The following is a 22,884-nucleotide window of genomic DNA, read 5'->3' as shown; positions in this document are numbered from 1 at the left end:
TTGAGCCGCCTAATCGCGCCGGAAGCAGACCCGCAGATGCGGCACGCTGCGGCCGTGGTGGCGCAGCAGATCGTAGGGGTGCTCCTCCTCGCGGGTGAAGCCGAGGCGATCGAAGGTGGCGATCTCCGACGGCATCAGCGGCCACGGCGGTCCATCGGCGTCGGCCCCCTCACCCCTGGTCAGCGTGATGATCAACAGCCGGCCGCCGGGCGCGACGAAGGAGGCGATGGCGGTCATCGCGTTGCGGCGCAGGTCGCCGTCGAGCGCCTGGATGGTGAAGCACTCATGGACAAGGTCGAAGGCGCCCACCCATTCGGCCGGCGGATCGAAAAGGTCGGCCTGGCGGTAGGCGACCGGGCTCGTCGGAAACCGTTGTTTGGCCCAGGCGATGGCGCGCGGCGACAGGTCGAACGCCGTCGTCGCATAGCCGGCCGCGGCGATTGCCTCGGCGTTGTCGCCCAGCCCGCAGCCGACATCGAGGGCCGTCCGGCCCTCGCCCGGATGGTCCGCCAGCCACTCGGGCAACCCTGCCTTCGGCGCCAGGTCGGCCCAGGGTACCTGCCCGGTGTCGCCGTCGGCGCCCTGGTAGAGTTCGTCGAACCAACCGAGGTCCCGGCCCTGATCGCTCATCCCTTGCGCTCCCATCGGCCCTGGTCGGACTGCTGCCAATAGGTCGTGTCGTGACCGGCGGCCTTCACCTCTTTCCAGGCGGCGCGCGCCCGATCGACGGCGTCATTGTCATTGCCGTCGAACAGCATCACCACCCGCTGGTAGCCGGCCGGATCGGGCAACCCGGCGCCATCGGCGACAAAGCGCACCGTCGCCTCGTTCGGGTTGTCGTCGCCAGCGGTCAGCCACACCGGCTGCATGGCCGCGTGACCGTCCTTGCTCGTGCCATGCGGCAGAAAGCCCTCCTCGCGCCAAGTCCACAGGTGGGCGTCGATCGCCTCAAGCCGCTCCTCCGACCCGAGCTGGACGACGCTCCGCCAGCCGCGCTCGAGGCACTTCTCGAGCAGGCCGGGCAGCACCCTGTCGAGCGGCTGCCGGTCGAGGTGATAGAAAAGGACTTCGGCCATCGCCGCGCCTATTTCTCGTACTTGTCGGCCACCATCCGGTCGAGCAGTCGCACGCCCCAGCCCGATGCCCAGGACTGGTTGATCTCGGTCTGGCGCGAATCCATCGCGGTGCCGGCGAGATCGATATGCGCCCAGGGCGTGTCCTCGACGAAGCGCTGGAGGAACTGCGCGGCGGTGACCGAGCCGGCGTAGCGGCCGCCGATGTTCTTCATGTCGGCGAAGCGCGAGTCGATCATCTTGTCGTATTCGGGATCGAGCGGCATCCGCCAGACCCGCTCGCCGGTCTCCTTGCCGGCGGCGAGCAGTGCATCGGCCAGCGCGTCGTCGTTGGCGAACAGCCCGGCGTGATGATGGCCGAGGGCGACAAGGATCGCGCCGGTCAGGGTCGCCAGGTCGACCATCAGCTTCGGCTTGAACCGCTGCTCGGCATACGTCAGGAGGTCGCAGAGGACGAGACGCCCCTCGGCGTCGGTATTGATGATCTCGATCGTCTTTCCGGACTTGGCGGTGACGATGTCGCCCGGGCGCTGCGCATTGCCGTCCGGCATGTTCTCGACGAGGCCGATGATGCCGACGACATGCGCCTTGGCCTTGCGGCCGGCGATCGCCTTCATCGCGCCGATCACCGCGGCGGCGCCGCCCATGTCGCCCTTCATGTCCTCCATGCCGGCGCCTGGCTTGATCGAGATGCCGCCGGTATCGAAGACAACGCCCTTGCCGATCAGGGTCACCGGCGGCTCCTTGGCCTTGCCGCCGGTCCAGCGCATCACCGCGACGCGCGGCGGCCGGGGCGAACCCTGCGCGACGCCGAGAAGCGCCGCCATGTCGAGCTTCTTGAGATTGGCCTCGGTGAGGATCTCGACCGCGACGCCGAGCTTCTTCAACTCGCTCGCCTTGCGGGCGAACTCGACGGGGCCGAGCACATTGGCCGGATCGTTGACCAGGTCGCGGGCGAGGATGACACCCTCGCCGATCGCCTCCGCCCGCTCCCAGGCCTTACGAACCGCGGCCGAGTCGGCGCTGGCGATGGTCACCGCGAGCGCGGAGGGCTTGCCGTTGTCGTCATTCTTCGCGCCGGTCTTGAACTTGTCATAGGCATAGGTGCGCAGCCGCATGCCAAGGGCGAAATCGGCGATGTGTCCGGCGGCGAGCTTGCGGCCGTCGGGCCGTTCCATCATCACGGTGACGGACTTCGACCGGCTGACGGCGCCCGCGACCGAGCCGCCGAGGCGCAGCCAGTCGTATTCGGCCAGGTCCGCCGGCTTGCCCATGCCGACGACGACCAGCCGGTCGAGATCGGTACCGGCGGGTGCGAGCAGATCCAGCGTCGTCATCGCCTTGCCCTTGAAGGACGCCGTCGCGGCGGCGCGAGCGATCAGGTCGCCGACGCCCAGAGCCTTCGCCTGCGGACCGAGCGCAAGGTCATTCCCGGCAAAGACGACAACGGTGCCTAGCGGTTTGCGGCCGGGCTTGGCGAAGGAAAAGCTGGTTTGAACGGTCATCGGGCGGAATCACCGGCGTTTGGCGGACCTGCTTCCTTTGGAAGCGGGGCGCAGGTTTGCGTTGGAGAGGCCCGCACTCTTCCCGATAAGGCGCGGCAAAGGCAAGGATTTTCCGATATTTTCGCTTCCGGTGCTGCAATGCAGCTTTCTTTGTGCGCCGGTTGCGTCGCTCATCTTTCGGCCCATAATCGCCTGCTACGGGTGCGTCGCAAGCGCGCCAGACCGGATCGTCATGAAGCTCATCGAGCGCTACATCTTCGCCAAACTCGTTCGCGCCTTCTTCCTCAGCCTTGTCGCGCTGACGGCGACGGTGTGGCTGACCCAGGCGTTGCGTCAGTTCGACCTCGTGTCGGCAATGGGGCAGACCCTCATCACCTTCTTCCAGGTGACCCTCCTGCTCCTGCCGCCGCTGGCCACCGTCGTCGCGCCCGTCGCCGTGATGATCGCCGTGATCTACACCTTCAACAGCCTGAATGACGGGTCGGAGCTGGCGGTGATCAACGCCACCGGCACGCGGCAGTGGTCGCTGCTCAAGCCGGTGCTGATGCTCGGCATCGGCGTGACGGTCTTCATGGCCGCCATGACCCTCTACATGTCCCCGCTGGCGCTGCGGCTGTGGCGCGAGACGATCACCAACGTCCAGGGCAACGTGCTGACCTCCATCCTGCGGGAGGGCGAGTTCGTCGAGCTCTCCGACGACCTGATCTTCCAGTTGCGCCAGCGGGCGCCGGACGGAACCCTGCGCGGCATCTTCATGTCCGACAGCCGGGAGGCGGAGGAAACCATCGTCTATCTCGCCGAGCGCGGCGCGGTCCTCGACAGCGAGATCGGCGTGTTCCTGGTGATGAGCGACGGCACGATCCAGCGCCGCAACGAGAAAGACAACACGATCTCGATCATCCAGTTCACGTCCTACGCCTTCGACCTGTCCACCTATTCCAGCCGCAGCGAGACGCCGCCCTACCGGCCGCGCGAGCGGACGACGTCTTATCTCTTCAGTCCGGACCTGGACGACAAGTATTACCGCCGGAAGCCCGAAACCTACGCGCAGGAGCTGTATACGCGTTTTTCCACGCCGCTGAATGCGATGGTCTTCGCGCTGTTGCCCCTGATGTTCCTGAGCCAGGCCGAGACGACCCGCCAGAGCCGATCGACGACGATCAGCATGGCCAGCGGCTCGGCGATGGTGATCGCCGGGCTGAGTTTCACGCTCAGCGTTGCCTCGGGCGAGAATTTCGCCGCGGCGATCGCGCTGTTTGTCGTCCCCCTCGGCTTTGTCATCCTCAGCATCACCCTGATCCTGATCGGAATTCAGCCTCGACCGCCGGAACGGCTCCTGATTCTCAGCGACAAAATCTCGCTCCGGGTAAAGCGCCTGCTGCGGATTCCCGTGGCGACGGTCGGCGCGAGCGCCCGTTGAGGTCCGCGGCATGATCGGCAAGACCCTCGCCCTCTACTTCGCCCGGCAGTTCGCCCTGCTCGTGATCGCGATCTTCGTCTTCTTCTTTTTCCTCATCTTCGCAATCACTTATCTCGAATTTTTCACCCGATCGCTGCGCGCCGAGGAATTCGACGTGCTGCAGGTCTTCGTCCTCACGCTCTACCGGGTGCCGAGCATCTGCGAGGACGTGATGCCGTTCACGACGCTGTTCGGCTCGATCGCCGCCTTCGTGCTGGCCAACCGGCGCCTGGAGGTGGTCATCGCCCGGGCCGCGGGCCTCTCGGCATGGCAGTTCCTGCTGCCCGCCTGCATCGTCGGCCTGATCTTCGGCGTGCTGGCGACGACCGTCTACAACCCGATTTCTACCGCATTGCGGAAATCCTCCGACGAAATCGCGGCGACCGTCCTGTCGCGCAACGCGAAAGACGATGGAAACGGCGGTCCGGTGTGGCTCCGCCAGGCGGGCGAAGGGCGCGAATCGATCATCGGCGCGACCAAGACCTACGACAGCGGATTCAGCCTTGCCGGGGTAACCGTCTTCGTCTTCGGCGACGGCGGCGAATTTTTGGAGCGGATCGATGCAAAGGAGGCACACTTCGAGCCGGGCGCGTGGCGCATCTCCGGCGCAACCGTAACGGCACCGAACCGAAAGCCCGAAAGACGCGAATTTTACCGGCTGCCGACGACGCTATCGGCGGGGCAGGTCCGCGAAGCCTTTGATAACCTTGACTCCACGTCGTTCTGGGAGCTTCCCCAGATCATCGATTCCGCCCAACGCGCCGGTCTCCCCTCGGCCCGCTACGAGCTTCGCTACAACACGCTTCTTTCGCGCCCAATTGTCCTGTTGGCAATGGTCCTGATCGCTGCCATCGTATCCCTGCGATTCTCGCGCTCGAACGAGCTTGGGAACATGATTTTGGCTGGTGTCGGCGTAGGCTTCATGCTTTATGTTATTTCAAAGATTGCGTGGGATCTTGGCAGTGGGGGCATCGTGCCTCCGATGCTCGCTGCCTGGCTCCCCGCGATTGTGACTATTCTCATGGGAGCCACTGTGCTCCTGCATTTGGAGGATGGATGAGGGCCGGGGGAGTCATTCGAGTGCTGACGGGGCCGAAGGCGGGAATTCTCCGCCGCGCTCTGTTGCCGGCGCTCGTCGGTGCGCTCCTCATGGCGCCCGGCTTCGCGCCGCGCGTCCACGCCCAGGATTTCGGACTGACATCAGACGTCAAGATCAAGCGCGACGCGCAGATGCTCGTCGAGGCCGACGAGCTGGTCTATGACTACGATCGCAAGACCGTGTCGGCGGTCGGCAACGTCAAGATTTACTACACCGGCTACACGCTCGAAGCGGAGACGGTCACCTATATCGAGGTGACGGCCAAGCTGATCGCCAGCGGCAACGTGAAGATGACCGATCCCACCGGGGTCGTGCTCTATGCCGAGCAGATCGACATCACCGACGATTTCCGCGACGGCTTCGTCGGCTCGCTGCGCGTCGACACGCCGGACCAGACCCACTTCGCGGCCGAGCGCGCCGAACGCACCAACGGCGACCAGACCGTCTTCGTCAACGGCGTCTACACAGCCTGCGAGCCGTGCAAGGAAAACCCCGACAAGCCGCCGTTCTGGCAGGTCAAGTCGGCGCGGATCGTGGTCGACGACAAAGAAAAGCTCATCCACTTCCACAACGCGACCTTCGAGTTCTTTGGTCTGCCAGTGGCGTGGGTCCCCTATTTCACCACCGCAGACCCGTCGGTGAAGCGCAAGACCGGCTTCCTGGCCCCGATCATCGGCAATTCCGATACGCTGGGTTGGTCGCTGAGCACGCCCTATTTCATCGCCCTGGCGCCCAGCTACGACGTCACGCTGACGCCGACCTACTACGAAGAGCAGGGCTTCATGGGCGAGGTCGAGTGGCGCCAGCGCCTCCGCAAGGGCCAGTATTCGCTGCGGATGGCCGGCATCAATCAGGACAACCCGAAAAACTTCCTGAAGGACCCCTACACCGACGCGGCGGGCAACAAGGTCTACGCGCACGGCAACTATTCGCAGGACGAGTTCCGGGGCGCCATCACCTCGGCCGGGCGGTTCTCGCTCAACAAGAACTGGACGTTCGGCTGGGACGGCACGATCAGCACCGACCGGACCTTTACCCGCGACTACAACGTCCTCAACGACGATACCGACTTCACCACGTCGGAAGTCCACCTGACCGGACTGGACGACCGGAACTACCTCGACGTGCGGGCCGAGTATTTCCAGGTCCTCACCGACAGCATGTCGGCGCGCTATTCGCAGGGCCGACAGGCGGTGATCTCGCCGGTGATCGACGGCAACCACATCTTCGACAATCCGGTTCTCGGCGGCCAGCTTTCGCTGACCTCGAACCTGACGGTCCTGTCGCGTGAAGAGGACGATCCCTTCACCATCTACGGCCAGGATCCGAGCGCCTATAACGGCATCGCCTCGGACGGCACGACCTATTATCGCGGACTGGCGGGCGAATATGTCCGCCTGACCGAGGAACTGGGCTGGGAGCGGAAGATGATCGCGCCCGGCGGCCAGGTGGTCACGGCCTTCGCCTCGCTGCGCGGCGATGTCTTCTCGGTCGATCCGACCGGCGCGGTCCCGGCCGGGTTCACAGACGAGAGCACGCCGGGACGCATCATGCCGACCGCGGGCCTCGAGTGGCGTTACCCGATCATGGCATCCCTGCCCGGTTCGACCCACATCTTCGAGCCGATGGCGCAGATCGTCGCCCGTCCTGACGAGCCGCTGGCCGGCAAACTCGAGAATGACGACGCCCAGAGCCTCATCTTCGACGACACGATCCTGATGCGCGAGGACAAGTTCTCGGGCTACGACCGGGTTGAGGGCGGCACACGCGTCAACTACGGCATCCACTATGCGGGCACCTTCGACAGCGGACTGACCCTGGATAGCCTGTTTGGCCAGTCCTACATGGTCTCCGGCGAGAACTCCTTCGCGGTCGACGACATCAGCGGCGTCGGCGGTTATTCGGGCCTTGAGTCGCGCGCTTCCGATTACGTCGGGCGGGTTGCGCTGGATACCGGCCGCGGCACCCAGCTGATGATGCGTGGCCGCTTCGATCAGGAAGACCTCGGCGTCAACTACGGCGAAGTCGGCGGGGCGACGACGATCGGCGCCGTGACAGCATCGGCCACCTACGTCTATTCGCGGGAGCAGCCGACAGCCGGCAAGCTGACCTCGACGTCGCAGATCACTGGCGCGGCGTCGGTGAAGCTGGCCGATCGCTGGCGGGCCTTCGGTTCCGCGGTCTATGACTTCTCCGCCGATCAGTTGCGCAGGGATTCGGTCGGTGTCGGCTATGACAACAGCTGCGTGTCGCTGTCCATCGCCTATAGCGAGACCCGCGGCGTCGACATTCCCGAGCGGTCGGTGATGTTCAGACTGCTGCTGCGCACCCTCGCCGAGGGCCAGGTCAACACATCGATCCAGTAGCGGCGGGGTGGTCTTCACGCTTTCGCCCGATTTATTCGGTTTGAAGCTGATCTGACAGATCCCCTGTGCAGGGTTCCGACCGCCGGCTGCTAGCGTTGGCGCATCAAGGAACCGGGATGGAACAGACCGGGATGAAACGCATGAGATACCTCCTTAGCCTGACCTCAGCCGCCCTCATGGCTGTTGCCATGCTGGCGATGCCCGCCGTAGACGCGATCGCGGCCAGCTCGATCCGCATCAAGGTCGACGACCAGCCGATCACCTCCTACGACATCACGCAGCGCACGACGTTGCTCAAGCTGACCGGCGGTGGCGGTGAGAAGGCCGCGATCGAGGAACTGATCAACGAAACAATCCAGTTTATCGAAGCCGCCAAGATCGGCGTCAGGGTGCCGGAATCGCGGGTCGATTTCGCGATCCAGGACATCGCCACGCGCACCAAGATGTCGCCGGACAAGCTCAAGAAGGAACTCGCGGGCCAGGGCGTGAACATCGAGACGCTGCGTCGCCGGATCAAGGCGCAGATGACCTGGCAGCAGCTCGTGGAACTGCGCATCCGGATGGAAGGCGCATCGGTCAAGGGATCGGATGTCACGGCGGCCCTGTTCGAGGACTCCGAAGGCGGCGACGTCAAGACGACCGAATACATCCTGCAGCAGATCATCTTCGTCGTGCCGAGCGGATCCTCCGGCGGCCTGGAGAACCAGCGCCGGCGCGAGGCCGAAGCATTCCGGTCCCGTTTCCCGGGCTGCGACGGCAGCGTCGCGATGGCCAAGCAGCTCAAGGGCGTCGTCGTCAAGAATCTCGGCCGGCGGACCACCGAAGAGCTCAACGGGCCCGACGGCAAGGAAATCAAGGCAACGCCGGCCGGCAAGACGACGCGGCCGACCAAGACCGATTCCGGCATCGAGCTGGTTGCCGTCTGCAAGACGCGGACGCTTGAGACCAACGCCGCGGCGGTGGCGGAGACCGAGAACAAGCTGATGTTCGAGCAGAACAAGGAACTCGGCAAGGAGTACATGGCCGAGCTCCGCAAGAAGGCCGTCATCGAGTATCGGTAGGCCGCAGGTCGCTGGGGAGTCGCCTTTGGCAGGAGAGCTGCCGCTTGCCCTGACCATCGGCGAACCCGGCGGGGTCGGCCCGGATATCACGCTCGCCGCATGGCTGGATCGACAGCGCCACCCGGTGCCGTCGTTCTATTGCTACGCCGATCCCGATTTTCTGGCCGACAGGGCGCGCCACCTCGGCCTCGATTGCCCGATCGAAGCCGTGTCGCCTGACCAGGCCGTCGATTGCTTTGACCGGGCGCTGCCCGTCGTCCGCCTCGAAGCGGCGATTACCGGCGCGCCCGGGCGCGCCGAGGAGGCCAACGCCGCGGCGGTGATCGAGGCGATCGCCCGCGCCGTTGGCGACATCCGCTCCGGCGTGGCGGCGGCGATGGTCACCAACCCGATCAACAAGGAAGCGCTCTACAAAGCCGGCTTCCGCCATCCCGGACATACGGAGTTCCTCGGCACGCTCTCGGCCGCCTGGACCGGCACGCCGGGGCGTCCGACGATGATGCTGGCGGGACCGGACCTCCGGGCGGTTCCGGTGACCATCCACATACCGCTCGGCGACGTGGCGGCGGCGCTGTCCGAAGACCTCATCGTCGAGACCTGTCGCATCGTTGCCGGCGACCTGCGCAAACGCTTCGCGATCGAAGCGCCGCGGCTCGCGATCGCCGGCCTCAATCCCCATGCCGGCGAAGGCGGGACGCTTGGCGGCGAGGAACGGGCGATGATTGCGCCGGCCGTCGCCGCGCTGCGGGCCGAAGGCATCATCGCGACCGGCCCCCATTCGGCCGATGCGATGTTCCACCCGGCGGCGCGCGCCGGCTACGACGCGGCGATCTGCATGTATCACGACCAGGCGCTGATCCCGGCCAAGACCCTCTCCTTCGCCGAAACGGTCAACGTCACCCTCGGGCTCGCCTTCGTCCGCACCTCGCCCGACCATGGCACGGCCTTCGACATCGCCGGCACCGGCAAGGCCGATCCGTCGAGCCTCAAGACGGCGCTGCGGCTCGCGGCAGAACTGCGCCGCAACGAAGACGCGGCCTGAATGGACGACCTGCCCCCGCTGCGCGACGTCATCGCCCGACACGGCATCCGGGCGGTCAAGGGCCTCGGCCAGAACTTCCTGCTCGATCTCAACGTCACCGACCGGATTGCGCGCTCCGCTGGCGACCTTTCCGGGGTCACGGTGGTCGAGATCGGCCCCGGCCCCGGCGGGCTGACGCGATCCCTGCTCGCCGCCGGCGCCCGCAAGGTGGTGGCGATCGAACGCGATGAACGCTGCCTGCCGGCGCTCGAGGAGATTGCCGCGCGGTATCCGGGGCGGCTCGACATCGTCGCCGGCGACGCCCTGAAGATCGACTACCGGAGCCTGGCCGAAGGACCGTTCCGGATCGTCGCCAACCTCCCCTACAATGTCGCGACGCCGCTGCTGATCGGCTGGCTGCGCGAGGAGCCCTGGCCGCCGGCCTATCTTTCACTGACGCTGATGTTCCAGCGCGAGGTGGCCGAGCGCATCGTCGCGGCCCCCGGCTCCAAGGCCTACGGGCGGCTCGCCGTCCTCGCCGGCTGGCGGGCCAAGGCCGACATTCTCTTCGACCTGTCGCCCCGCGCCTTCAGCCCGCCGCCGAAGGTGGTGTCATCGGTGATCCATGTAGCGCCGCGAACCGAGCCCCTGCCCTGCGATGCCGCGGCGCTCGAACGCGTCGTCGGGGCGGCTTTCGGCCAGCGCCGCAAGATGCTGCGGCAGAGCCTCAAGTCGCTGGGCGGCGATCCCGCTGTCCTGCTCGCTGCGGCCGACATCACCCCGACGCAGCGCGCCGAGGAGATCGACGTCGCCGGTTTCGTCGGACTGGCGAATGCCTTCAGCCGGCGCGGCGACGGCTGACCTATTCGGCGAGCAACCCGTCGACGAATGCCGGCAGGTCCGGCTGGCCGGCCTGACTGTGCCGTGCTGCGGCTTCCAGGAGAAATGGCGGCGACTGTCGCTTGCCGCGCTCCGCCGCAAGCACCTCGCGGGCGCTGCCGAAGGTCTCCTGCAGGTCCCGATTGACGAGGATATAATCGTACTCGTTCCAGTGCCGGATCTCCGAGCGGGCATTGGCGAGACGACGGTCGATGATGTCGCTGGCGTCCTCGGCGCGCCGCTCCAGCCGCGACCGCAACTCCTTCATCGACGGCGGCAGGACGAAGATGCCGACAACATCCGCTGGCATGGCCTGCTTGATCTGCTGGGTGCCCTGCCAGTCGATGTCGAAGAGCACGTCGCGGCCGGCGGAGAGCGCCGTCTCTACGGCGGCGCGCGGCGTCGCATAGAGATTGCCGTGGACCTCCGCCCATTCCAGCAGGTCGCCGGCGTCGCGCATCGCCATGAAGCGCTCGCGGTCGATAAAGTGGTAATGCACCCCGTCGACCTCACTTGCCCGGCGGGCCCGCGTCGTGACCGAGACGGACAGGGTCAGGTTGCCGTCATTCTCGAGCAGCAGCCGCGACAGCGTCGACTTGCCGGCGCCGGACGGCGACGACAGGACCAGCATCAGGCCGCGGCGATTGATATCGGAGGCCATCGGCTATTCCAGGTTCTGGATCTGCTCGCGCAACTGATCGACCACGGCCTTCATGTCGAGGCCGATCGCGGTCAGTGCCCGGTCGTTGGACTTGGCGCAGAGGGTGTTGACCTCGCGGTTGAATTCCTGCGCCAGGAAGTCGAGGCGCCGGCCGATCGGCCCGCCCTCGGCGAGCAGGTCCCGCGTCGCGGCGATGTGGGCATGCAGCCGGTCGAGTTCCTCGCGGATATCCGCCTTGGTCGCCAGCAACACCGCTTCCTGGTGAAGCCGGTCGGGGTCCAGCGCCGGCGCGGCATCAAGCAACGTCGCGACCTGTTCGGCAAGCCGCGCCCGGATGGCTTCGGGCTGGCGGGCCGGGGAAGCTTCCGCGGCGGCGGTCAGCGACGCCAGTTCGTCGAGGCGCGCGGAAAGCAGTGCGCCGATCGCCGCGCCCTCGCGGCCCCGCATCGCGGCCAGATCGACCAACGCGGCGTCCAGACCGGCAAGGATCTCGACATCGAGCGCATCGCGCGCCGTCTCGTCGGCGGCGATATCCTCGACCTCGACGACGCCGCGCAAGGCCAGGATGCCGTCGAGCGTCGGTGGCTGCGCCTCGATCTTCTGGCCGATCCGGGCCATCGCATCGATGACGCGGGCGAGGACATCCTCATTGATGGTCAGCGTCTGGGCGCCGGCGACCGTGGTGGTCGACAGCGACACCTGGACGTTGCCCCGGCCGAGCTTCGTCGTGCACCGGTCGCGCGCGTCGCGTTCGATCCGCTCGAAACCCGACGGCAGGCGGATGCGCACGTCGAGCCCCTTGCCGTTCACCGACCGGAGTTCCCAGGTCCAACGCATGGCATCGCCACCGTCGGCGCGGGCGAAGCCCGTCATGCTGTTGAGCGCCATGCGGCGTCTCCCGGAGTCGTTTGGCGCGGATGCTGCCGACGCCGGTGCCTGGTCCGCCGAGCCCCCGCGACGGACGGCGCCTATTGAGCCGGTTCCTCCTCCGGCGACAAGGCCAGCGGGGCGTCAGGATCGGGTAGTGCCTCGGCCTCGGCGGCCTCGGCTGCGGCCTGGTCGGCGCGCTGCGCGGCGTTGAACTCGCGCCAGCGGGCAACGTTGCGCAGATGCTCTTCGTAGGTCTCGGCAAAGGCGTGGCCGCCCGAGCCGTCGGCGACGAAGAACAGGTCGCGCGTCCGCGACGGGTTGGCCACCGCCTCGAGCGACGCGGCGCCCGGATTGGCGATCGGTCCCGGCGGCAGGCCGTCGATGCGATAGGTGTTGTAGGGCGTTTCCTTCTCGAGGTCGGCCCGGGTCAGGACGTAGTCGGACGGCTTGCCGGCGCCTCCGAACAGGCCGTAGATCACCGTCGGATCGGTCTGCAGCCGCATGTTGAGGCGCAGCCGGTTGATGAACACCGCCGCGACCTGGCTGCGCTCGTCGGCAAGCGCCGTTTCCTTCTCGACGATGGACGCCAGCACGACCAGTTCGTTGATATTCTGCAGCGGCAGGTCGGAGGCGCGGCGGGCCCAGACATCGGTCAGCAGGCGATCGCGCTCACGCTGCATCCGGGCGAGTATGTTCTGCCGGGTGTCGCCGCGGGTAAAGTCGTAGCGGGCCGGCAGCAGCGTACCCTCTTCGGGAATTTCCGTGATTTCGCCAACCAGAACCTCATCGGCCAGCAGGCGATCGACGATCTGCTTGCTGGTCAGGCCCTCGGGGATCGTCACCGCGTAGACGATGCTCTTGCCCTCGACCATGGCATCCATGATCTCGGACATGCTGGCATGGGCGGGGATCAGGTATTCGCCCGCCTTCAGAGCGTTCTGCTGCTGGTTGAGCCAGACGCCGGCGATGAACAGCCACTTGCTGGAGATCGCGCCCTCGCGCTGCAGGGTGGCGGCGATCTCGCTGAGCCCCTCGCCGCGCTGGACGGGGATCGTACGCTCCTGGTCCAGCGCGCCATCGCGCTCGAACTGCATCTTGCCGACGATCAGACCACCGCCCAGCACAACGCCGGTGACGATGACGATGGTCAGCATGAAATTCATGAAGACGACGAGCGGGTGCCGGACGGCGCGCGAGCGCTGCGGCGGCGGCGGAACAGATTCAGGCTGCAGGGCTTCGGACGGGCTCTTGGGCGCCGTGCGGTTTGCGGAAACCAGTCTGGCCGAGAGAACGTCGGCGTCGCTGCCGAAGTTATCCCCTCTCATATCGCTCATATTCGGGTCCCAAGCCTTTCAGCAGTCGACGATGCCCCGGCAAGCGACTTTATAATCAATTATGGCGTTATCGGGATAGCCCCGTCAGGCGTGGCGACGAAATACCAACGATGCGTTGGTGCCGCCAAATCCGAACGAATTGGACAGCGACACGTCGATCTCCCGCCTGACCGGAGTCTTGGGGACGAGATCGAGCGCGGTCTCAACCGACGGATTGTCGAGATTGAGGGTTGCAGGCGCGACATTGTCGCGAATCGCCAGCAGGGCGAAAATTGCCTCGACCGCCCCGGCGGCGCCAAGCAGATGACCGATCGCCGACTTGGTCGATGACATCGACACGCGACCCGCCGAATCGCCGAGCAACCGCTCGACAGCCTTCAGTTCGATCTCGTCGCCGACCGGCGTCGATGTACCGTGGGCGTTGACGTAGTCGATATCGTCCGGCGTCACGCCGGCCCGCTTCATCGCGGCCCGCATGCAGCGCTCGGCGCCATCGCCATCCGGCGAGGGCGAGGTGATGTGGTGGGCATCGCCGGAGAGACCGTAGCCGACGATCTCGCCATAGATCTTCGCGCCGCGCGCCAGGGCGTGCTCGCGCTCCTCGAGGACGACGATGCCGGCGCCCTCGCCCATGACGAACCCGTCGCGATCGCGGTCGTAGGGCCGCGAAGCCTTTTCCGGTTCGTCGTTGAAATCGGTGGACAACGTCCGGCAGGCCGCGAAGCCGGCCAGCGACAGTCGATTGACCGGCGATTCGCTACCGCCGGCGACCATCACGTCGGCGTCGCCGAAGGCGATTAGCCGCGAGGCGTCGCCGATCGCGTGAGCGCCCGTCGAACAGGCCGTCACCACCGCGTGGTTCGGGCCCTTCAGCTTGTGGCGGATGGAGACATGGCCGGAGGCAAGGTTGATCAGCCGTCCGGGAAGGAAGAACGGGCTGATGCGCCGCGGACCGCGGTCGCGCAACGTCAGGGAGGCCTCATAGATGCCGTTGATGCCGCCGATGCCGGAGCCGATCAGGACGCCGGTGGCGCACCGCTCGTCCTCGTCCTCGGGATGCCAGTCGGCATCGTCGAGCGCCTGGTCGGCGGCCGCCATCGCATAGACGATGAAGTCGTCGACCTTGCGGGCCTCCTTGGGCTCCATCCAGTCGTCAGGATCGAACTTGCCCTCGGAGGCAGGGCCGCGTGGAATCTGGCACGCGATCTGGCACGCCAGATCGTCGACCGGAAAGTCGGTCACCCGTACCGCACCGCTCTTGCCTTCGAGCAGATTCCGCCACGTGGTGTCGACGCCGCAACCAAGCGGCGTGACCATCCCAAGACCTGTTACGACGACTCGTCTCATATGACGTTCAGACCCCAGCTTGCCGGAAACGGATCCGGCTTCACCGCTGGAGATCCGTCAGGCCGCGTTCTTCTCAAGGAATTTGACGGCATCCCCGACCGTCAGGATCGTCTCCGCGGCATCATCCGGAATTTCCACTCCGAACTCTTCCTCGAACGCCATGACCAACTCGACGGTGTCCAGGCTGTCAGCGCCAAGATCGTCAATGAAGCTGGCCTTTTCCGTCACTTTATCAGCATCGACGCCGAGATGCTCGACCACGATTTTCTTTACCCGTTCAGCGATATCGCTCATCTGTCAGAACCTCAGTTGCCCAAACATGATCAACTCCGAAGAGTCGCCCCTCCGCCGGTGATCGGTCTTGGCATGCGCACTGGAACGGGAATTTGGCCCGAAATACTCGGTGCAGCGTCGCCGTAACTGCCGATCGGCAGGGGGTAGAAGAAGCCGCCCGGACGTCGGCAATTTGGCCGGTCGTAACACACTTTATTGGCCTTTACCAGCGTCGGGGGCAGCTTGAAAACAGCTTGTCGACCCGAACCGGCCGACTCGTTTTTTCCTTTTAGATCATAGCCATACCACCGTTGACATGGATCGTCTGTCCCGTGACATAGGCCGCTTCATCGCTGGCGAGATAGACCGCCGCGGAGGCAATCTCCTCGAGAGTCCCCAGCCGTTTCATCGGCACGCGGGTCAGGATTGATTCTTTCTGCTTGTCGTTCAGCGCGTCGGTCATCGCCGAAGCGACGAAGCCCGGCGCGATGCAATTGGCGGTGACGCCGCGGCTGGCGACTTCCTGGGCCATCGCCTTGGTCATGCCGATCAGCCCGGCTTTCGACGCAGTGTAGTTGCCCTGCCCGGCATTGCCGGTGGCGGCGACGACGGAGGAAATCGAAATGACGCGGCCGCTGCGGCGACGCATCATGCCCATCAGCACGGCGCGCGACAGCTTGAAGGCGGCAGTCAGGTTGACGGTGATGACCTTGTTCCAGTCCTCGTCCGACATGCGGACGAAGAGGGTATCCCGGGTCAGGCCGGCATTGTTGACCAGAATGTCGAGATCGCCGATCGCCGCCTCGGCCTGCGGCACCAGTTCGTCGACCGCCGCGCCGTCGGAAAGGTCGCAAGGCAGTACCGCGCACCGCTCGCCGAGCTCCGCCGCCAGCGCATCGAGCGCCTCGCGCCGCGTCCCGGACAGGCCGACCGTGGCGCCCTGCCCGTGCAGCGCGCGCGCGATCCCGCCACCGATGCTGCCCGTCGCGCCCGTGACGAGGGCGCGCTTGCCGGTCAGATCAAACATTCTTCACCCCACTGGCCCCGAGTTTCGCGGCCACCTCTTCTATATCGTCCGGCGAACCGGCGGTCATGGTGACGGCGCCGTCCGCGATGCGCCTGGCAAGACCGGAGAGCACCCGGCCCGAACCGACCTCGACGAAGGTATCGACCCCGGCGTCGGCGAGCCAGGCAATCGATTCCCGCCAGCGGACCATGGCCGTGACCTGGTCGACCAGGTTGGCCCGAATCGTGTCGACGTCGCTGACGGGCGCTGCGGTGACATTGGCGATGACCGGCACGACCGGCGGGCGCAGCGTCACTTCAGCCAGCGCCGCCTGCATCACCTCCGCGGCGGGCGCCATGAGCGCACAATGGAAAGGCGCGCTGACCGGCAGGATGACGGCCCGCTTGGCACCCCGGGCCTTGGCGATCTCGACCGCCCGCTCGACCGCCGCCTTGTCGCCGGAGACGACCACCTGCCCGCCGCCATTATCATTGGCAGCGGAGCAGACCTCATCTCCGGCCGCTTCCGCGGCGACGGCGTTGACGGTGTCGAGATCGAGTCCGATCAGCGCGGCCATGGCGCCAACGCCGACCGGCACGGCCTCCTGCATGGCGTGACCGCGAATGCGGAGCAACCGCGCCGCATCAGCGATGCTCAAGGTGCCGGCAGCGGCCAACGCAGAGTATTCGCCGAGCGAATGGCCGGCGACGAAAGCCGCCTGTTGGCCGATCGCGACGCCGCGGGACGAAAGGACCCGCGTCGCGGCCAGGCTCACGGCCATCAGGGCGGGCTGGGCATTCTCGGTCAGAGTCAGGGTCTCGGCCGGACCGTCCCACATGATTGCCGAGAGTTTTGCGCCCAGGGCATCGTCGACCTCGTCGAAGACAGCGCGCGCTTCCGGGAAAGCATCGGCGAGCGCCCGGCCCATGCCGACCGCCTGGCTTCCCTGCCCCGGAAATGTGAAAGCTGTCGTCATTGCGCGCTGCTGCTTGCCCCTGACCGGTCCCGGCCGAAAAAATTCGCGCCTTTGAGCCTGTTTGACTCGCTAATGTCAAGCGCCGCCGGCCAATACCAATGCGCCGCGGACCATGAGGTTCGAATCGCCGTACACGGCTTGCTTTTGCCGAATCTTCGCTTATAACCCAACTCGTCCAATCGGACCCCGGCTGGGGGCTGAACGGAAGCGTGGGCGTTTGCCTGCGAGAACCGACAGGCGGTTCGTCTTCCGGTGTCTCCGCTCTCGAAGTACAAGCGAGCCTTTCCGATCAAAGGCTTCGCGAGGCTTGGCGCCGGCGTAACACAAGGAAAGGCGAATATGCCGCTATACGAGCACATTTTTCTTGCTCGCCAGGACGTTTCGGCCCAGCAGGTCGAGACCTTGGTCGAGCAGTTCAAGACCGTCATCGAGCAAGGTGGCGGCCAGGTTCCGAAGGTAGAGGCTTGGGGCCTCAAGTCCCTCACCTACCGCATCCGCAAGAACCGCAAGGCGCATTTCACGCTGATGAATGTCGACGCACCGCCGGCGGCGGTCGCCGAGATGGAGCGCCAGCAGCGGATCCACGAGGACGTCCTGCGTTCGATGACCATCAAGGTCGAGGAACTCGAGGAAGGTCCCTCGGTGATGATGCAGAAGCGCGATCGCGACGATCGCCCGCGCGGCCGCTTCGGCGATCGCGAGCGTGGCCCCGGCGGTGATCGCGACCGGCCGCGTCGTGACGATTCGGACGGCGACAGGAAGGACTCCGAATAATGGTCGACATCAATCAGCTTCCGACCCGGCGCCCCTTCTTCCGTCGCCGCAAGACCTGCCCCTTCTCCGGCGAGAATGCGCCGAAGATCGACTACAAGGACTCGCGCCTCCTGCAGCGCTACATTTCGGAGCGCGGCAAGATCGTCCCGTCGCGGATCACCGCCGTCTCGGCGATCAAGCAGCGGGAACTGGCGCGCGCCATCAAGCGGGCGCGTTTCCTCGGGCTTCTGCCCTACGTGATCAAGTAAGCCGCAAGGCTTGCGATTAACCGGGTTGGGGTAGGCGCGGACAAGGTCCGCGACCTGCCCCTAACCGCTTCGAACGAGCGGGACAGCGAACCTCATGACCCAGATCATTCTGGTCGGTATTGCCGCGGGCGTCGCCGGAGCCCTGCTCTTCCTGTCGCCGATCGGCGGCACGACCCTCGCCTTTCCCCTCTTCACATTGTGCGGCCTGCCGATCGCCCTCGCCGGGCTCGGCTGGGGCGCGACTTCGGCCCTGACAGCGGCCCTCGTCGCCGCGGCGATCCTGACGATCGCGCTTTCCGGTTCCGCCGCGATCATCTATCTGGCGCTCTTCGCCGGTCCGATCTTCTGGATGACGCGGCTGGCCAGCCTTTCCCGACAGGACGACCCCGACAGCGCCGATGTCGAGTGGTATCCGATCGGCCGTATCCTGTTCCAGGGCGCCCTGGCGGCAGCCATCGGCATCATCATCGTCGGCTTCGTGGTCGGATACGACCCGGCGGCGATCACCGACGAGATGATCGACGCGCTTGCCGGCTGGATGGCGCAATCGCCGGAGGTCGCCGCGCCTCCGACGGTCGCCGATATCGAGCCCTTCGTCCGCTTCAACGTCGCGGCGATGCCCTTCACCGTCTCGGCGATCCTCGTCATCATCCTCGTCTTCAACATGTGGCTCGCCAGCCGGGTCACCGAAGCCTCGGGCCGCCTCAAGCGCCCGCGTCCGGCGGTCTGGACCGCGGCGCTGCCGCGAGAGGCCGTCATCGTCCTGGCGGCGGCAATCGTCGTCGCCATCCTGGCGCCCGGCGCCATCGGCCAGGTGGCCGGCACCTTTGTCGGCGCACTCGCTGCGGCACTGGCGCTGGTCGGCCTTGCCGTCCTCCACGCCACCACCTTCGCCAATGCCATGCGGATCCCGATCCTGGTGACGGTCTATGTCGTCCTCATCATGTTCGGTTTCCCGATCCTGTTGCTGGCGATCCTCGGGATCGTCGAAACCTTCATCCACATGCGCGACCGCCGGCTTGGCGGCGCTCCACCGAACCAGTGACTCAAGAAGGAGTAATCTCATGCAAGTCATCCTGCTCGAACGCATCGCGAAGCTTGGACAGATGGGCGAAATTGTCCGGGTCCGTGACGGCTTTGCCCGCAACTTCCTGCTGCCGCAGGGCAAGGCGCTGCGCGCCACCAAGGAAAACGGCAAGCGCTTCGAAGAGCAGCGCGCCCAGCTCGAAGCCCGCAACCTCGAGCGCAAGAAGGAGGCCGAGACGGTCGCCGAGAAGCTGAATGGCGAGTCGTTCATCGTCGTCCGCCAGGCCGGCGAGACGGGCCAGCTCTACGGTTCGGTCACGGCCCGCGATCTCGTCGAGATCGTCGAGAAGGGCGGCTTCAGCGTCGGCCGCAACCAGGTCGCTCTCGAACACCCGATCAAGACCATCGGTCTTCACAAGGTGTTGATCTCGCTTCACCCCGAGGTCGACAGCGAGATCGTCATCAACGTCGCCCGCAGCGCGGACGAGGCCGAGCGCCAAGCCCGCGGCGAAGACGTCACCCGCCCCGGATATGACGACGAGGACGAGGTCGAGGAAACCGAGACCGAGGTCGAGGCCGCCGCCGAGAGCGATGATTCGCTGGCAGAGGATGGCGAGTCTGCCCCGGAAGCCGGCGCGGACGAGGAAGAAACGACCGCGTAGGGGAGCGGCGGTAGAACATGGTTTCAGGCGGGTCGCGCCATGTCGGTGCGGCCTGCCTGTTGAGCCGGATGCCGATCCGGTATTAGATTTAGGGGGGCGTTCTCGGGGGGCCGAGCCGCTAATCTTCCTGACGCCAAAGGGCAGGATGCGCAGCGATGAACAGGATGCTTGACACCGTGGTGCGGCGGCTGGTCCAGACGGGCTCGCTTGAAGTCGTCGACTCGGCCGGAAACACGCGGACTTACGGCGACGGAACCGGCGACCTCATTCGCCTGCGCTTCACCCGCAAGAGCGCCGAACGCAACGTCATGATCTACCCCGGCCTCAAGTTCGGGGAAGAGTTCATGAATGGCGGCTTCGTCTTCGACAGAGGCTCGGTCTACGACTTCCTCGAGCTGGTTTTCAGCAACCTGAAGGACACTTACCCGACCAAGCTGATGGAATATGGCGCCAAGGTCCGCTACGCGACGCGCCGCCTCCGCCAGGCCAACAACCAGCGGCGGGCACGGCGCAACGTTGCGCACCACTATGACCTCGACGGCCGGCTCTATTCGCTCTTCCTCGACAAGGACCTGCAGTATTCCTGCGCCTATTTCGAGGAGGGCGAGACCAACCTCGAAGTCGCCCAGCTCGCCAAGAAGCGTCACCTGGCGTCCAAGCTGGCGCTGCAGCCGGGCCAGAAGGTCCTCGACATCGGTTCCGGCTGGGGCGGGCTCGGTCTCTATCTCGCCGAGCGCTGCGGCGTCGAGGTCACCGGCGTGACGCTGTCGGAGGAGCAGTTCGAGACCTCGAACCGCCGGGCCAAGGAACGCGGCCTCTCCGACCGCGTCCGCTTCCTGCTCCAGGATTACCGGACGCTCGAAGGCCCTTTCGACCGGATCGTCTCGGTCGGCATGTTCGAGCATGTCGGCGTCGGTCACTTCCGCGAATATTTCAACACCTGCCGCGACCTGATGAAGCCGGACGGCGTCATGCTGCTCCATTCGATCGGCCGCTTCGAGGGGCCGGGCGACACCAATTCCTGGATCCAGAAATACATCTTCCCCGGCGGCTATATCCCGGCGATCTCCGAAACCGTGCCGGCGATCGAACTCGCCGACCTCAAGATCACCGATGTCGAGGTGCTGCGCCTCCACTACGCCAAGACCCTGCGGGTGTGGCGGGAGCGCTTCATGGCCCATCGCGAGGAAGCCAAGAAGATCTACGACGAGCGCTTCTGCCGGATGTGGGAATATTACCTCGCCGGGTCGGAGACGTCGTTCCGCTACTGGGACCTGATGAATTTCCAGATCCAGATCACTCGCGACCAGAATGTCCTGCCGCTCACCCGCAACTACATGTTCGAGGCGGAGGAGAGGTTGCGGGCCGAGGACGAACGGGCGGTGGCGCGTGGCGCCCTGAAACTCGCCGGCGAGTGAGGCCTCTCGGGTGCGGTTGGCACCCGTTTCGAATCGCACCCCACGTCGTCCGAGTCGGCAAGCGCCAAGCTGTTTTTAGATTCTTGTTTTGTGGACGACCGTGAATCCCGTGCGCTGTTGCCGTCGAAGCCAAACCGTCCTTTCAAGGGCTGGCGTCGGCGCTTAAGAAAGCGTTAAGGGGAGTGCGACTCACGTACTCTCGTCTTTCCGGCTTTGGCCGGATTCGTGTCTCCGGTTGTTCAGCGGAAAGCGTCGCGCGCAAGCGTCGGCGTTGCGCTGTCGTCCCGAGACGGCTCGGCAGGAAACAGGGACTGAACGAGAATGGCGCTTGCCGCACGTACGATACCGGACAGGACGGAGACCTACCGCGCCGCGCCCCAGAACGTCGATGCCGAGCAGGCGTTGCTCGGCGCCATCCTGGTCAATAACGACGCCTTTTACCGCGTCTCCGACTTCCTGCTGCCTGAGCATTTCTTCGAGCCGGTCCACCGCAGCATCTACCAGGTGGCGGGCGAACTGATCCGCGCCAACAAGGTCGCCAGCCCGGTCACCATCAAGACCTTCCTGCCGGCCGACCTCGCCATCGGCGACATCAACCTTGCCCAGTATGTGGCGCGGCTGGCGGCGGAAGCGACGACGATCCTCAACGCCGAGGATTACGGCCGTTCGATCTACGACCTGGCGATCCGCCGCGCGCTGATCGGGGTCGGCGAGGAAATGGTCAACGTCGCCTATGACGCGCCGGTCGACAAGTCGCCGCGCGACCAGATCGAGGATACCGAGAAGCGGCTCTACGAGCTCGCCGAATTCGGCAAGTCCGATACCGGTTTCCACGCCTTCGAGACCGCCCTGCTCACCGCGATCGACATGGCCAGCGCCGCCTATCAGCGCGACGGCCACCTGTCGGGCCTTGCCACCGGGCTCGACGATCTCGACCGGCTGATGGGCGGATTGCAGCCCTCGGACGTCATCATCCTTGCCGGCCGTCCCGGCATGGGCAAGACGTCGCTCGCCACCAACATCGCCTTCAACGTCGCCAAGGCGTGGAAGGGCGAGACCCAGGCCGACGGCACCACCAAGACGGTCGATGGCGGCATTGTCGGCTTCTTCTCGCTGGAAATGTCGTCCGAGCAGCTCGCCACGCGTATCATCGCCGAGCAGTCGGGCGTGCCCTCCTCCGATATCCGCCGTGGCCGCATCACCGAGGAGCAGTTTTCCCATGTCGTCGCAGCGGCGCGCGAGATGAACCGCATGCCGCTCTATGTCGACCAGACCGGTGGCCTCGCCATCGGCCAGCTCGCCGCCCGGGCGCGTCGGCTGAAGCGCCAGCGCGGCCTCGACCTGCTGGTGGTCGACTACATCCAGCTCCTCCAGGGCTCGTCGAAGCGCAATTCGGAAAGCCGCGTCCAGGAAGTCACCGAGATCACCACCCAGCTCAAGTCGCTGGCCAAGGAGCTCAATGTCCCGGTGGTCGCCCTCTCGCAGCTTTCGCGTCAGGTCGAGAATCGCGACGACAAGCGGCCGCAGCTCTCCGACCTTCGTGAATCGGGCTCGATCGAGCAGGACGCCGACGTCGTGCTCTTCGTCTATCGCGAGGAATATTACCTGAAGAACAAGGAGCCGAAGCCCGGCACCGTCGAATACGAGCAGTGGCAGGACGAGATGTCCCAGGTCCACGGAATCGCCGAAGTCCTGATCGGCAAGCAAAGGCATGGTCCTACCGGCACCGTCCGGCTACTCTTCGAGGATCAGCTCACCCGCTTCTCGAACCTGGCGCGCGAGGATCACCTGCCGGCGCCCTTCGGTTCCTGATCGAAAACGACGCA

At 65.7% G+C, this 22,884-nt stretch carries 22 protein-coding genes; 12 read left to right on the top strand and 10 right to left on the bottom strand.

What is annotated here, in order from left to right; translation table 11 throughout:
- Nucleotides 1-9 precede the first annotated feature (9 nt).
- Genes BLT60_RS16740 through BLT60_RS16730 form a run of 3 tightly spaced genes read right to left on the bottom strand, consistent with a single transcriptional unit; the run spans nt 10 to nt 2,578 of the window.
- On the bottom strand, nt 10-630 hold the full coding sequence (locus tag BLT60_RS16740; RefSeq protein WP_244521304.1) for a class I SAM-dependent methyltransferase: 621 nt from the start codon (nt 628-630) through the stop codon (nt 10-12).
- Nucleotides 627-1,076, bottom strand: coding sequence for a DNA polymerase III subunit chi (locus BLT60_RS16735; protein ID WP_090878069.1), 450 nt, complete (start codon nt 1,074-1,076; stop codon nt 627-629). The genes BLT60_RS16740 and BLT60_RS16735 overlap by 4 nt, the downstream gene beginning before the upstream one ends.
- Nucleotides 1,077-1,084: 8 nt before the next feature.
- Entirely contained in the window at nt 1,085-2,578 is a 1,494-nt protein-coding gene (locus BLT60_RS16730) for a leucyl aminopeptidase (RefSeq protein WP_090878067.1), read from the bottom strand.
- A gap of 232 nt (nt 2,579-2,810) precedes the next feature.
- On the opposite strand from BLT60_RS16730, the gene BLT60_RS16725 reads away from it, so the two are divergent.
- The 6 genes from BLT60_RS16725 (at nt 2,811) to rsmA (ending at nt 10,445) form a co-directional block, all read left to right on the top strand.
- Nucleotides 2,811-3,998 (top strand): LptF/LptG family permease, encoded by a 1,188-nt coding sequence (locus tag BLT60_RS16725; RefSeq protein ID WP_090878065.1) that lies wholly within the window; start codon nt 2,811-2,813, stop codon nt 3,996-3,998.
- 10 nt (nt 3,999-4,008) lie between these two features.
- Nucleotides 4,009-5,097, top strand: a complete 1,089-nt coding sequence (lptG, locus tag BLT60_RS16720) for an LPS export ABC transporter permease LptG (RefSeq protein WP_090878063.1) — start codon at nt 4,009-4,011, stop codon at nt 5,095-5,097.
- A gap of 20 nt (nt 5,098-5,117) precedes the next feature.
- The gene (locus BLT60_RS16715) at nt 5,118-7,502 is read left to right on the top strand and encodes an LPS-assembly protein LptD (RefSeq protein WP_175478491.1); all 2,385 of its coding nucleotides are present in this window, start codon (nt 5,118-5,120) and stop codon (nt 7,500-7,502) included.
- Nucleotides 7,503-7,642: 140 nt separating this feature from the next.
- Nucleotides 7,643-8,563, top strand: a complete 921-nt coding sequence (locus BLT60_RS16710; RefSeq protein WP_175478490.1) for a SurA N-terminal domain-containing protein — start codon at nt 7,643-7,645, stop codon at nt 8,561-8,563.
- Nucleotides 8,564-8,588: 25 nt separating this feature from the next.
- Nucleotides 8,589-9,605 (top strand): 4-hydroxythreonine-4-phosphate dehydrogenase PdxA, encoded by a 1,017-nt coding sequence (pdxA, locus tag BLT60_RS16705; RefSeq protein WP_342028611.1) that lies wholly within the window; start codon nt 8,589-8,591, stop codon nt 9,603-9,605.
- Complete coding sequence (gene rsmA / locus BLT60_RS16700; protein WP_090878056.1) at nt 9,606-10,445, top strand: 16S rRNA (adenine(1518)-N(6)/adenine(1519)-N(6))-dimethyltransferase RsmA; 840 nt, start codon at nt 9,606-9,608, stop codon at nt 10,443-10,445.
- A 1-nt stretch (nt 10,446) separates the two neighbouring features.
- Here rsmA and gmk read toward each other — a convergent pair whose 3' ends face one another.
- The 7 genes from gmk to fabD form a co-directional block, all read right to left on the bottom strand.
- Nucleotides 10,447-11,124 carry a guanylate kinase gene (gmk, locus tag BLT60_RS16695; protein ID WP_090878054.1) on the bottom strand — a complete coding sequence of 226 codons (678 nt, stop codon included), beginning with the start codon at nt 11,122-11,124 and terminating at the stop codon, nt 10,447-10,449.
- A gap of 3 nt (nt 11,125-11,127) precedes the next feature.
- A complete protein-coding gene (locus tag BLT60_RS16690; protein ID WP_090878052.1) occupies nt 11,128-12,012 on the bottom strand; it encodes a YicC/YloC family endoribonuclease in 885 nt (294 codons plus the stop codon).
- Nucleotides 12,013-12,092: 80 nt separating this feature from the next.
- Nucleotides 12,093-13,328 carry an endolytic transglycosylase MltG gene (gene mltG / locus BLT60_RS16685; RefSeq protein ID WP_175478489.1) on the bottom strand — a complete coding sequence of 412 codons (1,236 nt, stop codon included), beginning with the start codon at nt 13,326-13,328 and terminating at the stop codon, nt 12,093-12,095.
- Nucleotides 13,329-13,412: 84 nt separating this feature from the next.
- Nucleotides 13,413-14,675 (bottom strand): beta-ketoacyl-ACP synthase II, encoded by a 1,263-nt coding sequence (gene fabF, locus BLT60_RS16680; RefSeq protein WP_090878051.1) that lies wholly within the window; start codon nt 14,673-14,675, stop codon nt 13,413-13,415.
- A gap of 57 nt (nt 14,676-14,732) precedes the next feature.
- Nucleotides 14,733-14,969, bottom strand: coding sequence for an acyl carrier protein (locus BLT60_RS16675; protein ID WP_090878049.1), 237 nt, complete (start codon nt 14,967-14,969; stop codon nt 14,733-14,735).
- Nucleotides 14,970-15,237: 268 nt separating this feature from the next.
- Nucleotides 15,238-15,975 carry a 3-oxoacyl-[acyl-carrier-protein] reductase gene (fabG, locus tag BLT60_RS16670; RefSeq protein WP_090878047.1) on the bottom strand — a complete coding sequence of 246 codons (738 nt, stop codon included), beginning with the start codon at nt 15,973-15,975 and terminating at the stop codon, nt 15,238-15,240.
- Nucleotides 15,968-16,930, bottom strand: coding sequence for an ACP S-malonyltransferase (gene fabD, locus BLT60_RS16665; protein ID WP_090878045.1), 963 nt, complete (start codon nt 16,928-16,930; stop codon nt 15,968-15,970). Before fabD ends, fabG begins: the two co-directional genes overlap by 8 nt.
- A gap of 339 nt (nt 16,931-17,269) precedes the next feature.
- Here fabD and rpsF point away from each other — a divergent pair, with 339 nt between their 5' ends.
- The 6 genes from rpsF to BLT60_RS16635 all read left to right on the top strand — a co-directional run bounded on the left by rpsF (nt 17,270) and on the right by BLT60_RS16635 (nt 22,870).
- A complete protein-coding gene (gene rpsF, locus BLT60_RS16660) occupies nt 17,270-17,704 on the top strand; it encodes a 30S ribosomal protein S6 (RefSeq protein WP_090878451.1) in 435 nt (144 codons plus the stop codon).
- The gene (gene rpsR / locus BLT60_RS16655; RefSeq protein WP_090878043.1) at nt 17,704-17,952 is read left to right on the top strand and encodes a 30S ribosomal protein S18; all 249 of its coding nucleotides are present in this window, start codon (nt 17,704-17,706) and stop codon (nt 17,950-17,952) included. Before rpsF ends, rpsR begins: the two co-directional genes overlap by 1 nt.
- 94 nt (nt 17,953-18,046) lie before the next feature.
- Nucleotides 18,047-18,997: a hypothetical protein gene (locus BLT60_RS16650; RefSeq protein WP_090878042.1), complete on the top strand. Its 951-nt coding sequence runs from the start codon at nt 18,047-18,049 to the stop codon at nt 18,995-18,997.
- 19 nt (nt 18,998-19,016) lie between these two features.
- A complete protein-coding gene (gene rplI / locus BLT60_RS16645) occupies nt 19,017-19,640 on the top strand; it encodes a 50S ribosomal protein L9 (protein WP_090878040.1) in 624 nt (207 codons plus the stop codon).
- A gap of 155 nt (nt 19,641-19,795) precedes the next feature.
- Nucleotides 19,796-21,058, top strand: a complete 1,263-nt coding sequence (locus BLT60_RS16640) for a cyclopropane fatty acid synthase (RefSeq protein WP_090878038.1) — start codon at nt 19,796-19,798, stop codon at nt 21,056-21,058.
- Nucleotides 21,059-21,379: 321 nt separating this feature from the next.
- On the top strand, nt 21,380-22,870 hold the full coding sequence (locus BLT60_RS16635) for a replicative DNA helicase (RefSeq protein ID WP_090878036.1): 1,491 nt from the start codon (nt 21,380-21,382) through the stop codon (nt 22,868-22,870).
- Nucleotides 22,871-22,884: the final 14 nt, after the last annotated feature.

This window comes from Bauldia litoralis, assembly GCF_900104485.1.
In the GTDB taxonomy this organism is placed as follows: domain Bacteria; phylum Pseudomonadota; class Alphaproteobacteria; order Rhizobiales; family Kaistiaceae; genus Bauldia; species Bauldia litoralis.
The sequence above is the reverse complement of the archived record's forward strand: the minus strand, read 5'-3'. Positions and strand labels throughout refer to the sequence as shown.

What these genes read in the sequence shown, in the direction of transcription:
- rpsR (WP_090878043.1), top strand. Translation starts at nt 17,704, where the DNA reads ATGGTCGACATCAATCAGCTTCCGACCCGGCGCCCCTTCTTCCGTCGC.
- rsmA (WP_090878056.1), top strand. Translation starts at nt 9,606, where the DNA reads ATGGACGACCTGCCCCCGCTGCGCGACGTCATCGCCCGACACGGCATC.
- BLT60_RS16730 (WP_090878067.1), bottom strand. Translation starts at nt 2,578, where the DNA reads ATGACCGTTCAAACCAGCTTTTCCTTCGCCAAGCCCGGCCGCAAACCG.
- BLT60_RS16740 (WP_244521304.1), bottom strand. Translation starts at nt 630, where the DNA reads ATGAGCGATCAGGGCCGGGACCTCGGTTGGTTCGACGAACTCTACCAG.
- rpsF (WP_090878451.1), top strand. Translation starts at nt 17,270, where the DNA reads ATGCCGCTATACGAGCACATTTTTCTTGCTCGCCAGGACGTTTCGGCC.
- gmk (WP_090878054.1), bottom strand. Translation starts at nt 11,124, where the DNA reads ATGGCCTCCGATATCAATCGCCGCGGCCTGATGCTGGTCCTGTCGTCG.
- mltG (WP_175478489.1), bottom strand. Translation starts at nt 13,328, where the DNA reads ATGAGCGATATGAGAGGGGATAACTTCGGCAGCGACGCCGACGTTCTC.
- fabG (WP_090878047.1), bottom strand. Translation starts at nt 15,975, where the DNA reads ATGTTTGATCTGACCGGCAAGCGCGCCCTCGTCACGGGCGCGACGGGC.
- BLT60_RS16650 (WP_090878042.1), top strand. Translation starts at nt 18,047, where the DNA reads ATGACCCAGATCATTCTGGTCGGTATTGCCGCGGGCGTCGCCGGAGCC.
- BLT60_RS16690 (WP_090878052.1), bottom strand. Translation starts at nt 12,012, where the DNA reads ATGGCGCTCAACAGCATGACGGGCTTCGCCCGCGCCGACGGTGGCGAT.
- BLT60_RS16735 (WP_090878069.1), bottom strand. Translation starts at nt 1,076, where the DNA reads ATGGCCGAAGTCCTTTTCTATCACCTCGACCGGCAGCCGCTCGACAGG.
- BLT60_RS16640 (WP_090878038.1), top strand. Translation starts at nt 19,796, where the DNA reads ATGAACAGGATGCTTGACACCGTGGTGCGGCGGCTGGTCCAGACGGGC.
- lptG (WP_090878063.1), top strand. Translation starts at nt 4,009, where the DNA reads ATGATCGGCAAGACCCTCGCCCTCTACTTCGCCCGGCAGTTCGCCCTG.
- rplI (WP_090878040.1), top strand. Translation starts at nt 19,017, where the DNA reads ATGCAAGTCATCCTGCTCGAACGCATCGCGAAGCTTGGACAGATGGGC.
- BLT60_RS16635 (WP_090878036.1), top strand. Translation starts at nt 21,380, where the DNA reads ATGGCGCTTGCCGCACGTACGATACCGGACAGGACGGAGACCTACCGC.
- BLT60_RS16675 (WP_090878049.1), bottom strand. Translation starts at nt 14,969, where the DNA reads ATGAGCGATATCGCTGAACGGGTAAAGAAAATCGTGGTCGAGCATCTC.
- BLT60_RS16725 (WP_090878065.1), top strand. Translation starts at nt 2,811, where the DNA reads ATGAAGCTCATCGAGCGCTACATCTTCGCCAAACTCGTTCGCGCCTTC.
- fabD (WP_090878045.1), bottom strand. Translation starts at nt 16,930, where the DNA reads ATGACGACAGCTTTCACATTTCCGGGGCAGGGAAGCCAGGCGGTCGGC.
- fabF (WP_090878051.1), bottom strand. Translation starts at nt 14,675, where the DNA reads ATGAGACGAGTCGTCGTAACAGGTCTTGGGATGGTCACGCCGCTTGGT.
- BLT60_RS16710 (WP_175478490.1), top strand. Translation starts at nt 7,643, where the DNA reads ATGAGATACCTCCTTAGCCTGACCTCAGCCGCCCTCATGGCTGTTGCC.